Source organism: Oceanobacillus sp. FSL W7-1309 (assembly GCF_038002145.1).
Lineage (GTDB): Bacteria > Bacillota > Bacilli > Bacillales > Amphibacillaceae > Oceanobacillus > Oceanobacillus profundus.
The window spans coordinates 464,106-478,934 of the sequence record NZ_JBBOBX010000001.1 but is presented as its reverse complement, the minus strand read 5'-3'; the positions used below and the strand labels follow the sequence as shown (position 1 = coordinate 478,934).

Sequence of the window (14,829 nt, the reverse complement as noted above, 5' to 3'; positions counted from 1 at the left end):
GAGATTAATAGATATGTTTTTTTGTGTGAAAAAATGAAATCTATCTAGTTTTTAATAATCTCTCGTTCATTTAAAGATTGAACGGGACGATGGTTGTCAGGAAAAATGTCTTGGAATGCTTGAATTTGTACGCTTGACATTTCGATTGGTTGTTCAAAAATCATCCATTTCACTTCTTCTGTACAAGGAGGTGTTGTTAACGAACCGTTATAATGGAAAGATGTTTGATCTTGGGGTAGCAGTGCTTGTAAATCAATCGGTTCTTTTACGGGAATATCTTTTTCCGTTTCTTCCTTCGGTAATGCATTCCAAACAGATGCTAGATTTTCATTTTCGCTACCTTCTTTAATCATTAATCCAAGTACGGCAAGATTGCCATTTGCATCGTTATGTACTAGGTGCAGCTCCATATCATAATTTTGGCCATTAAATTGATGTTCACTCGGAGTATGAAAATGAAATTGAATGAGCTTGTAGTCCTTTCCTTCTATGACAATGCTGCTGCTTTCTGTTACAGCATTTGCCTGAACTGTGTGACCGTTGTTTACTAGTGAAAATGTTGTTGGCTCATATTGAATCTGAATTTCCTCTTGTTTTTTATTCGCTTTTACTTGGGGAAATTCGACATTAATGGGTGATTGTTCAGTTCCATTGGCACAGGCTAAGTTTGCATTGTCCAGTTTTCCCCAGTGTTCAGGGCCTGTATTCCCGTTATAAGACCACTGAGAAGTATGTGTAGTTGCCTTTTCTGATTCCATTTCTTTCATACCAGTGTTTTGTTCCTCATTGGCATTATTTGTCTTTTCCTCTTTTGACCCAGCTGTTTCCGGAGTTTGTTCCGAGCAAGCTCCTATAAAAAAGCTTAAAGATACAGCTAAAATAAGATAAACGAAATTCTTCTTCATACTTAATAGGACTCTCCTTTTTCCATTTTCTTCTTGTTCATCCAACAATATACTAAAGAATAGAAGAACAATAAATAGTTATCTTTCAATAATTGTTTGAATCCTATATTTCGGTAAAAACAGACTATTATTTCATAAGTATAAAAGAACGGCATATGAAATATTCCTCCTACTAATTAACTAGTTATCGATTTGAATCCTGGATGAAAAATGATGAAAAAGGGAATCAACGATAAATTGCATCTGGCCTGAATCAAAAGAAGACGGGTGAGACTGCGATTTAATCCAAAAAATTAAGAAAATGGGGATCTTCGTATTCTTAATCATACAATTACAACGAATTTTTAATAATTTTCCCATCATTCTCTCATTATGTTCTCATCTTTCAGCGGTATATTGATTAGTAATAAAAACATATGGAGGAATGTTATCATGAAAATCGTTATTGTACCGTCCGGGTTTAAAGAGTGTTTGGGCTCTGAGGAAGTGGCTTCAGCAATGGAACGCGGGGTAAGACGCTTTGATCCGTTTATTGATATGGAAGTTATTCCGATGATTGATGGTGGAGAAGGATTTGCAAAGACGATTACTCATTTAAAAAATGGAGAATTAATATATGAAGAAGCTACAGGTCCTGTTGGGCAGAAGATATTAAGCCATTTTGGCGTTTTTGTTGAGAATGGCAAACGAACTGCGGTGATTGAAATGGCAGCAGTTGCTGGGCTGAAGCTCGTTCCTCGTGATCAACGAAATCCATTAAGAACAACTACTTATGGTGTAGGTGAGTTAATATTAGCTGCTCTTGATTTAGGTGTTGATCGAATCTTAATCGGCTGTGGTGATTCTGGAACGTCTGATGGTGGTGCTGGAATGGCGCAAGCTTTAGGAGTTCAGTTTTTGGATAAGCAACATCGATCAATTCCTATAAACGGGGGGAAGGATTTATTGGAGGTGGATTCTCTTAATCTAGCGAAATTAGATAAGCGCTTATATTCTGTTACTATCGATGTTGCATGTAATTGGCAAAACATTTTATGTGGCGAGAAAGGGGTGGCCAGAGTTTTCGGTCCACAAAAAGGGGCCAGCCCATTACAAGTAGAAAAGTTATCAGCTTCTTTAGAGCATTATGCGGCGTTAATTCAGGAATCAGTTGGGATAGAGATAGGTTCATTACCAGGGAGCGGTGCTTCAGGGGGATTAGGTGCGGGATTAATTGCATTTACCGGTGCAACATTACACCCGCGTTTTAATATTATTATGGACTATATTAGTATTGAGGAAAAAATTTCTAATGCTGATATCGTATTCACTGCAGAAGGGAGTTTAGATTTTCAAACTCCAAATGGAAAAATTCCAGCGGAGGTTGCACGAATTGCGAAAAAAAATAACATCCCAGTGATTGCGATTACTGGAACAATCGGTAAAGGAGCAAATTTAAACTATCGTGCGGGTATAGATGCTTACAGTAGTATTATTCAAAAACCAACAACTTTAGAAAAGGCGATAAAAAAGGCGCCAAAGTGGATTGAGGAAAGTACAGAATCCGTACTGCGACAAGTTGCTATTGGCTTAGGAATTGGTGAAAGAAAATTGCTAAGGAAAGGCATGAATCAAAAGTGATGTCGCGCATGGAGAAACGATTAGATAAGCAGAATTGGAACAAATCACGGGTAAGCCAATTATCAACGAAGTCGGTCGTAATTATCAGCATACATGTCCTTCTAATAGCACTGACTCTATCCATTGGTCATTTAGACTTCAGTGGAAAGATAGCATTATTCGCATTTTTATCAGCAATGACGCTATGGATCACAACTAAAATACCCGCGGGATTCGTAGCGATTACACTTATTATGTTTATCATCATGATGAAGGCGGCAGGTACGGAATTGTTATACGAATCACTATCTGAGAAGGTAGTATGGCTAATGATTGGTTCTTTTATTATCGGTGAAGCAGTGAAACGATCTGGATTAGCAGAACGATTAACTCGTTCTGTATGCAGAAGGTCAACGAAAAAAAGCAGTGTGCTTTTTGGAATAGGCTCGGTTTTCTTTGCATCTGCATTTTTCATTCCATCTACCTCAGGTCGGGCTGCATTATCCAGACCGATTGTGAATCAGCTAGGTGAAAAGCTTTCAACGAAAGAACAACGCGTATTGGCTATTATCACACCTGTACTTATATTAATGAGCACGTCAGCAACATTAATAGGTGCAGGCTCTCATTTAATCGGAGTCTCTTTACTGGAAAGTACATCTGGTCAAACCATTTCCTATTTTAAATGGTTTCTATGGGGAGTTCCATTTGCGCTTATTGTTACGCTTGTTTCATTTTTTATTATTAAATGGTGCCTGTGGCCAAAAGGTGAAACAACGGAGATGGATGTAAAACCAGAAGAAAAAACAATGCAAAGAAATCAGTTGTGTGGGGGTGAAAAGAAGACACTGATTTTGATTTCATTTTTAATTGCAGGCTGGATGACAGAAACAATCCATGGCTATGATATAGCATTTATTACGATGATAGGTGCCATCCTGGTCATGATACCGAAATACGGAATCATTCGTTGGAAAGAAGGACTAGCGGCGGTATCCTGGAATTTGATTTTATTTGTTGCTGCTGCAACTGCGCTAGGAAAAGTGTTAGTCGATACAGGTGTAGTCCACTGGATTGAAAACGAAATGCTGCATGTGCTGCATTTGTTTGTAGGAGCACCAGATTGGCTCATTGTTTTCATTATCTTGGTTGTGACCGTAACGAGTCATTTGTATATTACTTCTCATACGACACGAGCGATTATTTTTATTCCAAGTTTATTAATGTTTAGTGAAACAATAGGAGTTGATCCTGTTGCAGTTGTTTTCTTAAGTTTAGTCGGGATGAACTATTGTGTTACATTTCCGGTTAGTTCAAAAGCATTGCTGTTTTTTTATGAGGAAGGCGACATATCCTATGATGCTAGTAATCTATTAAAGATGAGTGCTATATTAATGCCGCTCTATATACTTCTTATGATGTTATTCTATTTTTCGTATTGGCAATGGGTTGGGATGGGGCTATGAAGGTACCTTTAACAGGCAGCGTTACCTTTGAGGGTCTGTTGCCTGTAAGGATATTCATTTTTATAAGAGGCATTGCCCTCTGCTACAACTCAACGAGTTATCCCTCCGTTCTTATCCATTCGATCCCTCATGTAAAAATAAGAGATCGAATACATAAATCAAATAGATTGTTTACTCATGTGTAATAAAACAGTATTTTTACATTTTAGGGTGAGTGGAAGGAAAGAATTGTCTATTTGAATAAAGCATTTCTGGGAAAACTAAGTTCACCAAGAGAGAGGTGATTTTATGGAAAGAAGTAAAAAGTATACAGCAGCTGGCACAAATATTGCAGCTGTTAAACAGTCAAATGAACAATCCGGCATGTCTTATAACGAAGCAAAGGAATACATCGCTAGGACTACTGGTGGCCACGGAACGGCAATTTATAGCGACACGAATACAGAACAGGTTCGGAAAAAGAATCAAAAATGATAATAAAACGACGTTCCCTGCTGATTCGTGCGTTAGAAGCAGCAGGGGAGAATTATAGTTATTTTTTCATCTGTTCTTTGGCTATGTTAATCATTTCTTTAACCATACTGCCACCAATTGACCCTCCAACTTTTCCTGCTTGTCTGGAGGTAAGGTCTCCATTATTTCCTTTTTTCAAAGTGATGCCTTGTTCTTTAGCAACTTCATATTTTACATAATCCGGGTTATTATTATCCACGATATATCCATTGGCTTTCATGACACGACCTTTGAACTGACTGAGGTTTTTATTTCCCACGCAAAACACCTCCTCATGAATATAATTTCCCAAAATTTTAAGTTTATCCGGGTTTATATGTTATATTTTAAAAGTTTACAAAGCATATATTTTTGTCGATACCACAGTAATTTCAACTGTGATGCCAGTCATAAAGAATAAAGCAGAATGTCTTTTTAAAGTATTATGCTAAATAGGTATGAGGGATGTAATTATAGACACAACAATTAATACAAATCGAATAGTACCCGCAAGTAGTGACTGGTTGGCAGGTAATATTTACTTTGAAGCACAAAGTTTTTTTATAAGAACTATGTGAAATGTTAAAAACGAAGCACAAAATATAATTAGAAAATTCTAAAGATGATGTTGACTATGAATGATAATGTAGCTATAATATACAGAAATAAATTCTTAAAAATTATAATATTATAACAAAAGTGAGTTGAAATACATGTCATTAGAAGAGAATTCAGCAATACCATTACACAGGCAAATAAGACAATACCTAGAAAACAAAATAATTTCTGGAGAGTGGGAGCCGGGGTATAAAATTCCAACAGAAAAACAGCTTTCATCCCTTTTTAAGGTGAGTAATATTACAGTAAAACGCGCTGTACTTGACCTAGTTAACAATGGGAAGTTATACAGGAAAAGCGGAAAGGGTACATTTGTAAATAAACACGATAAAACTGACTTGTCTAGACTTGTTTCCATACATAATAAGTTTGAAGATGAGAAGCCCTATCCCCATAAAACATTAAGCTTTAAAAAAATAGTAGGAAATACTGAATTGATAAAGAATCTGCAGATAGACAAGAATGAAGAAATCTATTATATTTCTAGGATTAAACTAGAAGAAGAGAAGCCCGTTATAATTGAAAATTCCTGGATACCTGCAGCTTTAACACCAGGTTTAACAGAGGAGGAAATTGAAAATAAACTACTATATAACTTATTTTCAAAAAAGTATGGGCTTAAGCTGGATACTGCAAAAGTGTTTATCTCTACAAAAACTGCAGATAAATCTGAAGCAGCGTTACTCAATATCCCCATTGGTGAACAATTATTAGTATTGGATAGGTATACGAAAGCAGAAGATGACTATATTGTAGAATATTCCCGTTTTAAGGCGGTATTTAAAGATGCAAAATATTTTCTTGAGATTAATTTATAATTAATGCTTGCTCATTAATATAACTTGCAAAATTATAATGTTATAACATTATAATTTTATCACATACAAAATACCTGTTATGAATAGATTATTGTATAACTAACTAGATTTGTATTAAAATTTAATTTTTTTAGTCAAAATTTATCGAAAAATAAAAATATATAACCTGAAGGAGGCTTTCTCATGCATATTAGTGAACATCCAGTTTTGAAAGAGAAATCCAATGAAAAAGTTTTTTTCTATTTTAATAATCATCGTTTAGAAGCAAAAAAAGGACAAACGGTGGCAGCTGCTCTTATGGCAAATGGTATTCGGAAATTGGGAGTGAGTCGGAAACTCTCTCAGCCTCGAGGTCTTTATTGTTCTAATGGAAGGTGTACCAGCTGCTTTGTAACGATAAATGGTCTCGATCATGTGATAAGCTGTACTACTCTTGTGGAAAACAATATGCAGGTTTTTTCCAATAATAATGATCCAGAAATAAGAGGTGAGAAATATGGAAACTGATTTACTGATTATAGGGGGTGGACCGGCAGGACTGCATGCAGCTCTTACTGCTGATAGAGCGGGGGCAAGGGTAGTAGTAGCCGATGAATCATTTTCTCTCGGTGGACAATTGAGACAACAGACTCAATGGTTTTCTAACCTTCCGGGACAGTATGGATATGGAAAGAAGCGCGGTACATGGGTGAATGAACAACTTATTAATCAAGTAGGAGCATCTAATCTACAGGTGTTAAAGAAACATACCATGATTGGTTCCTATCTTAATGGAAACATTGGTGTTTCTGATGGGGATAAGACTTTTGAAATCCAATCCCGAAAAAGTATAATAGCGCCTGGAGCCCAAGAGGAGGCAAAGGTTTTTCCAGGATGGACACTTCCTGGAGTCATGACTGCTGGAGCAGCTCAAATACTAATAAACAGGGAAAAAGTATTGCCTGGTAGGCGTGCTGTTATGGTTGGCTCTAATGATTTCTCATTGGAAGTTGCAAGACAACTCAATTCTTGTGGAATAACAGTAGCTGCAATTGTGGAGGAAAAGAATCAAATTACCTGCTCTGATGCAGAGTTAGTGAAGGCTGTGGAAAACGTTCCTGTCTATAAAAATAGCACGATTGAAATAGTTACGGGTGCCGGAGAGGTGGAACATGTCGTAATTCAGACACCAGATGGGTTAAAAGAAGTTAATGCGGATCTTGTTTGTATTGCTAATGGATTCAGTCCCATACTGGAGCCTTTTGAAATTATGAATTGTCATTTTGTTTATCAAAAAGAACTTGGAGGATGGCTAGCTGCGTACAATATTCATTTACAGACAACCAATCCTTCCTGCTATATTGCTGGAAATGCGGCAGGGATTACGGATCTTGGACCAATTCTATTAACAGGAGAAATTGCTGCTTTGAGTGCTTTAGAGGCGATGGGATTCATCAGCTCAGCAGAGGGAGATGAACAAAAAAGCAGATGTTGGAGAGAGTTGGCTAATTTGGAAAGTGAAAAAGTATTTAAAACAAGGACTGAAATGATAGCCGATTATCATCAGAAACATGAATTGAATCTCCCGGATTATTTCATGAAGATAAGAGGAGGGAAGATGTATGGATAAATCAACAATCGTCTGCCGTTGTGAAGAAATAAATGTTGATGAGATTGAGACAGCTATGAAGAATGGTGCTGAAACATTTGATGATATAAAGCGGCTGACTAGATGTGGGATGGGTCCTTGCCAGTCAAAGATTTGCCTTAATCCTGTAAGAGAAATTATTGCTGAATATACTGGCAAGCCTTTGGCAGATATTCGGATATCTAGGATGAGAATGCCATTAAAACTCGTAAGAATGAGTGCGCTTACAAATGGAAGTGAAGGCGGTAATGTTGCATCTGTTTTTGGAGAATCAGTGGAAGATGGTGAAACAAAAAATGAATAATGTATTTGATGTTATTGTGATTGGCAGTGGGGTTATCGGGAGCAGTATTGCCTACCATCTTTCAGAAAGTAAAAATCATGAAATTCTGCTTATCGATAAGGATTTCCCTTTATCTGGCACTTCCGGTTCTACGCAAGCATGGGTTTGGGTACATAGCAAAGTACCTTCTTGGTATGGGGAATTAAGTATGTTCAGCGCAGAACTGTACCCTTTTCTAGAAAAGAAAATCGGTGATGTGGAGTATAAAAGAACTGGTGGAATAGCCCCTTTTTTCAATGAAGCTGAACGGGAAAAAGCTTGGAGACTTGTTGAACAACAGGCGGAGGTCGGAATAGATATTGAAGTTCTAACAAGAGACGAAGTACTGGAAAAAGAGCCTTCTCTCTCTTCTAATGTAGCTGGTGCTACCTTCAGTAAACTAGATGGGAATGTGAATCCATTTCGCCTCGTTGAGTTATATGTGAAAGCTGCAAAGAGGAATGGGGTCCAGTGTTCTTATTATAATCAAGTAATCGATATAGAGAAATCTGGTGACATCTTTCGGTTGGAAACATACAAAGGAGTCTTTCGAGCGAAGAAAGTTATATTGGCAGGCGGTCCTTGGTCAAAGGATTTAGGAAGCATGTTAGGTGTAGAGATGCCGGTGAAGCAGGTACGAGGGCAAATTCTTGTTACAGAACCGCTTCAGCCGTTTCTTAAATATACTATTGGCGGTATTCGTCAGGCAGACAATGGTGAAGTATTAATTGGCTATTCGAAAGAGGAGGTGGGCTATGATAGAAGATCGACATTGGATGTTATTCAGCAAACAGCAAAAATGGCGACTGATTTCGTTCCAGCACTGGCCAAGGCAAATGTTGTTCGGACTTTTTCCGGGATCAGAGTAATGCCCAAAGACGGATTTCCAATTATCGGTGAGATCCCAAATATTGAAGGTGTCTATGTGGCTGTTATGCACAGTGGAATAACATTATCACCATTAGTCGGTACATTAATGACAGAATTGCTGACAGATGGTGAAACTTCTATTGACCTTACTAGATACAGCCTTGCAAGATTTGAAGGAGTCTAAAATGGAATGTTAAAACAATATCAAAAAAAGCCAAATATATTAAGGGAGGAAAATGATGAATGCTGCTGTAGCGATAGTAATTAGCTCTATTGTAGTTTTAGGGGTAGGTGTGGCTATTTCGTTTTGGGTAGGAAAGAGGAATAAGGGAATAGAAGATTGGAATGTGGGAGGGAGATCCCTTCCAATGTATGTTGTTGCGGGCACACAGTTTGCTACTGGCATGGGGGGAGGAGTTCTTGTTGCACATGTCGGTATAGGATACAGTGCTGGCTGGTCAGCAATAACGTATAACTTGCTATATTCTATAGGTATTGTTCTTCTTGTATTACTAGCGGGGTGGCTAAAGAAACATAATTTTTCCACCTTACCTGACATTTTCAAGAAGTTATATGGAGAGCACAAAATTATGATGAGTTCTGTTACATTACTAGCTATTGTGGTACCATTTGGCTGGTTATGTACACAGTTGGTGGCATTCGGAAACTTATTCACTGAAATAACGGGGTTATCTTTTACTTTATTGATTATTATATTTGCAGCTATCAGTTTGTTGTTCGTTTTACCTGGAGGAATGGCTTCGGTAGCATGGACTGATTTTGTTTTTGGTTGTTTTATGCTGCTACTGTCTATAGTTAGTGGAATATATATGTTAAATTATGCTGGAGGTTGGTCGGGAATTGCTTCGAATGTTCCTGAAAACCTTGTGTCGTTTCCTCAAGGGATGGGAGCGATTGGATTGACAACAATCGTATTTTGGATTTTTGCCATTTTTCCTGGTGCCCTTACAAATCAAATGTCTTATCAAAGAATCTATTCAGCTAAGGATGCCAAAACGGCAAAACAGGGTTTTATCATAGCTGCAATTGCCGGAATTATTAGTGGAACTTGGGCTTCCTTTATGGGGATTGCTATTCTTTCGCAAAATCCTGGTATGGATAATCCCGAGTTGGCTGCAGGATGGTTTCTAACTCAAATTCCTACTTGGTTTCTGGCGATTTATTCAGCTTTTATCATCGCAACTATCATGTCAACAGTCAGCAGTGCTATGCAGTCTGTAGTAGTTAATATAACAAATGATATTTATAAATCATATATCAATCCCGAAGTAAAGGATAGAACATTGGTCAAAGCTTCGCGAATGCTATCCGTAATAATTATTGTACTTGCAATTGTTTTATCATTGTATTATCCGCAAGCTTTGGGATGGCTGCAAGCGACATACGCTTATTCAGCTGCAGGTTTGCTAGTTCCCATATTTTTGGGTATTGCCTTGCGACGAACGAAGTTACTTTCAGCAAAAGGAGCCATGGGTGGTATATTCGCTGGTGTTATTGGAGCGGCAATTGCTCAATTATTAAATACAGCCATTCCATATGCTGTATATGGGGTTGTTGGTTCCTTAGTAGGTTTCCTTTTATTCAGTATGATTTTTAAAGAAAAAAGAGGGCTTGATAAGAAAGTTTCTGGTCTATAAGTACAACTTGAATTTTCTTAATTTATAAATTTGCGGGAATATAATTAATTGTATGATGAAAGAATTAGTAATTGAAATCCTAAGCAATAGTAAGTATATGAAGGAGGAGAAAAAAATGGACGCTGATATAGGCATCATTGGAGTTGGAACAATGGGAAGCATGGCTGCATGGCAACTTGCAAAAAAGGGCGTATCTGTTATAGGTTTTGAGCAGTTTGGAATTGGAAATGACCGAACTGCTGCGGGAGGAGAATCCCGGCTTTTTCGTACAGCATACATGGAAGGACCTGAATATGTTCCCATGCTACAGGAAGCAAAAAAATTATGGAGGGAACTGGAAACAGAAAGCGGAAATTCACTGTTAACGCTAAATGGGGGATTAATGATTGGAGAATCTAACTCTCTGGAAATTAAAACAGTTTTAAAAAGCATCGAGGATTTTAAACTGGAGCATGAAATTTTAGAGGGAGACCAGGCAGCAATACGCTATCCACAATTTAAAATATACGATGATGACCTAGTCATATTAGATAAGGAAGCAGGCTTTATTCGACCGGAACTTTCAGTTGTATCAGCTTCTTTACTGGCTATGAAGCATGGTGCGAAATTAATGAAATATACCGCAGTAGATGAAATTATTCCTGAAACTGCTGGTGTACGCATTATTGCAGAAGGGAAAACGTACAAGGTAGGAAAAGTATTGATTACCACTGGTGCATGGACAGGGAAACTTTTACCAGCTTTAAAAAAGCAATTGATACCGAAAAGATTATTGCTGACCTGGTTTACACCGAAAAATCTTGCTGAAACAAAAGCAAATAAGCTACCTATATTTGCTAGAATGCGCGGAGATTTCAGGCTTACAGGAGCACCTTCACTAGATGGGTCGATGGTGAAAGCTTCCTATACAAAAGATCCTTTGCCAATAGAAAATCCATCTTCATTATACCGAGACGTATATCCAGAAGAAATTGAAAAACTGCGAGAATCCGTAAAAGCCTTGCTCCCAATGCTATATCCAGACCCAGTTCGTGCGAGTGCTTATATGGATGCTTATACACCGGATAATCATGCGTTGTTGGGAGAATTACCAGGAAAGAATAATACTATCATTGCAAGTGGTTTCTCTGGTCATGGTTTCAAACTAGCACCCATCATCGGCAGGATTTCTTCTGAACTATTGATTGAAGGGAAAACAAAAAGCAATATCAATCATCTTGATCCAGGTAGATTATTATCAAAGCATTATAAGTAGTAGGGTTAAAATCGACTAAAGGTGTAATTAATAAAAGAAGACTATTCTGTGCTGGATAACGATCGAACAGCAGTAGAACCATAAAATTTAAGGATATTCGTGTTAATTACAAAAGTAGTTTTGAAAAGGATTATACCTGCAATTAGTGCGTATTTATTCAATAGATTTTTTCTTGAACGAAAGAAAACCACCCCGCGTCGTCACAAGCAAAAGGTGGTTCTCAAAACAAATATTTTTTTTGACAACTATCATCCTGACGGTAGAGGTTGCAGAGAGAAGTGTTAGCGCACTTCTCTCTTTATCTATAAAACAAAACATGAATTATACCTGTTTCTAGATGTAATCTCATATGTTTTGTCGTTAGAGACTCTGCTTGCAATACTCTACTTTATTCTACTAACTAGTCTAAACCTGGCTGGTGTCTTGACCATGTTTCTATGGCAGGTATCGATTTAATAACAAAAACAAGGAGCAATAAAATCCTTTTCTGTCCCACGATTCTTAGCAAAATCTAGTAAGAATAGGTTGATGACAGGTTTTTAAAATCCCTATTTAATTTTTAACCCAGTGACCTTGATTCTAGGTATTCTTGGATCATATTGTACAACGAAAGTTTTCGTTGTTAAAAATAATTAATTCCCGTTACATTACAGTTGTATCTTTCCATCTACCTAGTATAAGGACACCTAACTTAGCTGAAAAGTCAACGCAATGCAGCGGTTTATCTTCCAACTATTTCTAATCCCAAATTTCCGCTACCCATTCCGGGTGATCAATAAATGGATTACGATTATGCTGATAATCGGTGTAGATAATCTCGTTTCTTCTTCTTTCCAAATCATCAACCGGGTCTTCCTCATGCCACTCCAGCAATACGGATAGCTTGCCGTGGTATGGTGCAGAACCATTATTGACCTGATTATTTAATTCCAAATCTGGTTCACCGCTATCACCTTCATAACGTACATCCATATAAAAAATCATTCGTGCTACATCACCTTTTACACTATCCCTTGGTTCCCAGGAATCGGAGTCATAATAGTTTCCAGCTGCCTCTGTATGCTCACTGCCGCCTTCATCAAAGTCAAGGTTGCTTCTGGAGCTGTTTACGGAAGCATCTGTTGGTCTTAAATGATGAAGGTCAGTGCCAGGCCCCATCGATGTACCGAAATCTCCATGAGATTTTGCCCAAACATGTTCGCGATTCCAGTCATCCGCATTTCCGCCATTTTCATTTTTCCCTTGTGAACGTCCAGTATAAAGAAGGATTACATTATTCGAGTTACTTGGATCTTCATCTGTTTCACGCAGTGCTTCCCAAACATTGGAATAGGAGATTTCTGTATGATCATCAATGATGTCGTGCAGAGCAGATTTTAATTGTTCTCCTGATTTACCATTCGCAGCATCATAATAGCCGTCCGGGCTTGGTGTTTCAGGCTCTGGATCTGGGTTTGATTCTGGTGGCTGTGTACCGTCCTCGTGCTGTTCAAAAGCAGTTCCGTTCTTTAATCCAGCATGAGAAAAGTAGTTTGTTAGTGTACCAGTTACTTTGATTTTTTCTCCTAATAAGGAAGGATTGGATTGCAGTCCAAATGAAGTTCGGAATGAAGATGGTATTTGAACATAAATCATTTCTTCTATGTTCGTTGCAGAAGGACTATCAGCTAATGCAAAAGCATAATTATTAGGGAAATTAAGCTTGATGACTGAAGTTGTGGAGACTGGTTGACCAACAATGTATCCCTCAACCGTTTTAGTCGAGTTATCTTGATTGGCCATAGCCTGTGTGACTGTATATGGGGACGAGACTGATCCGTCACCTGTGTTTGCATTCACGAAAGTATTGGTTACCGGTTTGATAAAGAGTAGTACAGATGCAAGCAATAAGACAGCAGCTATCAATATTCTCTTTTGATTACGTTGCAATTGATTCTCCTCCTTTTGGTTGGTTCAACTGTATTATATAACACAGTTATAAAGTTAGCTTTACTGAAGTATAAAGTTGTTGTAACAAAAAACATGAGATAGGTCGTAGTCAAAAATATGGGTTTAGTAGTTTCATCGCTACAAACAACTGTATAAAACCTAGTAAATAACATGCTGTTCCTTGCTCTTTTTTTATCATTTAATTAATGGAATGAACCAAATACGAAGAAGTGAAATTGGCGCACAGGATTACTTCTAGTTTTTATCAAATGAAAAATGATTGATATCTGAAACTTACTATTTATTTGATTCTCTTTATTGTTGGGCATATAGAATCACTACTAAAATCGTGCTTTATCTTACAATTCTTTATCTTTTGATTAACGTTTAGTTAATAGTAAATGTCTAAAATTACAGAGGAATACGAAAATAGTTCTGTGCAAAAAGTCTGGTACAAAGCGAAAGCGATTACTTCAATTTGAATTGAAAGTTAGTTTATTCTCGAAGGATGTGATGCTTATAGGAATTACAGGTTGAAATTTCATTAGCTTAGTCAATGGAAGTGAGTAGTCTTTGGAAAGCCCTAATCTATTACACTATCAGGAGGAAAAGAAGATGGGAGTAAAAAAACAATTGATAACAGGAATTTCTGCATTTGCTTTAGGTGTCGGATTAATCACTGGTGGTACTTTCGCTTATTTTAGCGATACAGATGAAACTAGCAATACTTTTGCTGCAGGTACCCTGGATTTAAGTGTTAATTCAACAACCATAATTAATGTTGAAAATATTAAGCCAGGTGATTCGTTTTATCGTAATTTTGAACTCACAAATGATGGGAGTTTAGACATAGAAAAGGTTTTACTTGAAACGTCTTATTCTGTAACGGATGCAGCGAATGACAACGGAGAAGAAGATTTTGGCGAACATATAGAAGTCGAATTTTTATACAATAACAACAACTCGGATGAGATTATTTACAAGACGACTGTTTCTGAGTTGGTTGAAATGACTCCAGAGGCTATTGATCAGCATATTATGTATCCTTGGTATGGCGAAAAAGGAATGCCTGTTGGTTCCGTACATGACTTCGGTGTCAAATTTAATTTTGTTGACAATGGTGAGAATCAGAATGTTTTTCAAGGGGATTCACTCGACTTGACATGGACATTTGAATCTTTTCAAACAGCTGGTGAAGATAGATAAGCTATCAATATGTTTTCAAAAAGCTCGGTAAAAGGATGCGAAACAAAGGTTAATAATTTTGAAA

At 37.4% G+C, this 14,829-nt stretch carries 14 protein-coding genes; 11 read left to right on the top strand and 3 right to left on the bottom strand.

Annotated elements, in window-relative coordinates:
- Positions 1-44 precede the first annotated feature (44 nt).
- A complete protein-coding gene (locus NST46_RS02200; RefSeq protein WP_341136681.1) occupies positions 45-905 on the bottom strand; it encodes a carbonic anhydrase in 861 nt (286 codons plus the stop codon).
- Between the two features lie 432 nt (positions 906-1,337).
- Here NST46_RS02200 and NST46_RS02195 point away from each other — a divergent pair, with 432 nt between their 5' ends.
- The 3 genes from NST46_RS02195 to NST46_RS02185 all read left to right on the top strand — a co-directional run bounded on the left by NST46_RS02195 (position 1,338) and on the right by NST46_RS02185 (position 4,444).
- Complete coding sequence (locus NST46_RS02195; protein ID WP_341136680.1) at positions 1,338-2,525, top strand: glycerate kinase family protein; 1,188 nt, start codon at positions 1,338-1,340, stop codon at positions 2,523-2,525.
- Between the two features lie 8 nt (positions 2,526-2,533).
- Positions 2,534-3,970, top strand: coding sequence for an SLC13 family permease (locus NST46_RS02190; protein WP_341136679.1), 1,437 nt, complete (start codon positions 2,534-2,536; stop codon positions 3,968-3,970).
- Positions 3,971-4,258: 288 nt separating this feature from the next.
- Positions 4,259-4,444 (top strand): gamma-type small acid-soluble spore protein, encoded by a 186-nt coding sequence (locus NST46_RS02185; RefSeq protein WP_118890238.1) that lies wholly within the window; start codon positions 4,259-4,261, stop codon positions 4,442-4,444.
- A 58-nt stretch (positions 4,445-4,502) separates the two neighbouring features.
- On the opposite strand, the gene NST46_RS02180 is transcribed toward NST46_RS02185, so the two are convergent.
- Positions 4,503-4,742, bottom strand: coding sequence for an alpha/beta-type small acid-soluble spore protein (locus NST46_RS02180; RefSeq protein ID WP_432806675.1), 240 nt, complete (start codon positions 4,740-4,742; stop codon positions 4,503-4,505).
- Between the two features lie 433 nt (positions 4,743-5,175).
- Between NST46_RS02180 and NST46_RS02175 the strand changes: the two genes are divergently transcribed.
- From NST46_RS02175 to solA, 7 genes are all read left to right on the top strand, one after another.
- On the top strand, positions 5,176-5,898 hold the full coding sequence (locus NST46_RS02175; protein ID WP_339316261.1) for a GntR family transcriptional regulator: 723 nt from the start codon (positions 5,176-5,178) through the stop codon (positions 5,896-5,898).
- A gap of 183 nt (positions 5,899-6,081) precedes the next feature.
- Positions 6,082-6,405 carry a (2Fe-2S)-binding protein gene (locus NST46_RS02170; RefSeq protein WP_118890236.1) on the top strand — a complete coding sequence of 108 codons (324 nt, stop codon included), beginning with the start codon at positions 6,082-6,084 and terminating at the stop codon, positions 6,403-6,405.
- Positions 6,395-7,507 (top strand): NAD(P)/FAD-dependent oxidoreductase, encoded by a 1,113-nt coding sequence (locus NST46_RS02165; protein ID WP_341136678.1) that lies wholly within the window; start codon positions 6,395-6,397, stop codon positions 7,505-7,507. Before NST46_RS02170 ends, NST46_RS02165 begins: the two co-directional genes overlap by 11 nt.
- Entirely contained in the window at positions 7,500-7,829 is a 330-nt protein-coding gene (locus NST46_RS02160) for a (2Fe-2S)-binding protein (protein ID WP_340002265.1), read from the top strand. Before NST46_RS02165 ends, NST46_RS02160 begins: the two co-directional genes overlap by 8 nt.
- Positions 7,822-8,901, top strand: a complete 1,080-nt coding sequence (locus tag NST46_RS02155) for an NAD(P)/FAD-dependent oxidoreductase (RefSeq protein ID WP_341137309.1) — start codon at positions 7,822-7,824, stop codon at positions 8,899-8,901. Before NST46_RS02160 ends, NST46_RS02155 begins: the two co-directional genes overlap by 8 nt.
- Positions 8,902-8,956: 55 nt before the next feature.
- Positions 8,957-10,375, top strand: a complete 1,419-nt coding sequence (locus tag NST46_RS02150; protein ID WP_341136677.1) for a sodium:solute symporter family protein — start codon at positions 8,957-8,959, stop codon at positions 10,373-10,375.
- Between the two features lie 115 nt (positions 10,376-10,490).
- The gene (gene solA, locus NST46_RS02145) at positions 10,491-11,630 is read left to right on the top strand and encodes an N-methyl-L-tryptophan oxidase (protein WP_340002263.1); all 1,140 of its coding nucleotides are present in this window, start codon (positions 10,491-10,493) and stop codon (positions 11,628-11,630) included.
- A 738-nt stretch (positions 11,631-12,368) separates the two neighbouring features.
- Here the strand turns inward: solA and NST46_RS02140 are convergent.
- Entirely contained in the window at positions 12,369-13,559 is a 1,191-nt protein-coding gene (locus tag NST46_RS02140) for an endonuclease (RefSeq protein WP_341136676.1), read from the bottom strand.
- Positions 13,560-14,174: 615 nt separating this feature from the next.
- Here NST46_RS02140 and NST46_RS02135 point away from each other — a divergent pair.
- On the top strand, positions 14,175-14,765 hold the full coding sequence (locus tag NST46_RS02135; protein ID WP_341136675.1) for a TasA family protein: 591 nt from the start codon (positions 14,175-14,177) through the stop codon (positions 14,763-14,765).
- Positions 14,766-14,829 lie beyond the last annotated feature (64 nt).

Coding starts and splice junctions, on each gene's coding strand:
- NST46_RS02200 (WP_341136681.1), bottom strand. CDS start 905: ATGAAGAAGAATTTCGTTTATCTTATTTTAGCTGTATCTTTAAGCTTT.
- NST46_RS02195 (WP_341136680.1), top strand. CDS start 1,338: ATGAAAATCGTTATTGTACCGTCCGGGTTTAAAGAGTGTTTGGGCTCT.
- NST46_RS02190 (WP_341136679.1), top strand. CDS start 2,534: ATGGAGAAACGATTAGATAAGCAGAATTGGAACAAATCACGGGTAAGC.
- NST46_RS02185 (WP_118890238.1), top strand. CDS start 4,259: ATGGAAAGAAGTAAAAAGTATACAGCAGCTGGCACAAATATTGCAGCT.
- NST46_RS02175 (WP_339316261.1), top strand. CDS start 5,176: ATGTCATTAGAAGAGAATTCAGCAATACCATTACACAGGCAAATAAGA.
- NST46_RS02170 (WP_118890236.1), top strand. CDS start 6,082: ATGCATATTAGTGAACATCCAGTTTTGAAAGAGAAATCCAATGAAAAA.
- NST46_RS02165 (WP_341136678.1), top strand. CDS start 6,395: ATGGAAACTGATTTACTGATTATAGGGGGTGGACCGGCAGGACTGCAT.
- NST46_RS02160 (WP_340002265.1), top strand. CDS start 7,500: ATGGATAAATCAACAATCGTCTGCCGTTGTGAAGAAATAAATGTTGAT.
- NST46_RS02155 (WP_341137309.1), top strand. CDS start 7,822: ATGAATAATGTATTTGATGTTATTGTGATTGGCAGTGGGGTTATCGGG.
- NST46_RS02150 (WP_341136677.1), top strand. CDS start 8,957: ATGAATGCTGCTGTAGCGATAGTAATTAGCTCTATTGTAGTTTTAGGG.
- solA (WP_340002263.1), top strand. CDS start 10,491: ATGGACGCTGATATAGGCATCATTGGAGTTGGAACAATGGGAAGCATG.
- NST46_RS02135 (WP_341136675.1), top strand. CDS start 14,175: ATGGGAGTAAAAAAACAATTGATAACAGGAATTTCTGCATTTGCTTTA.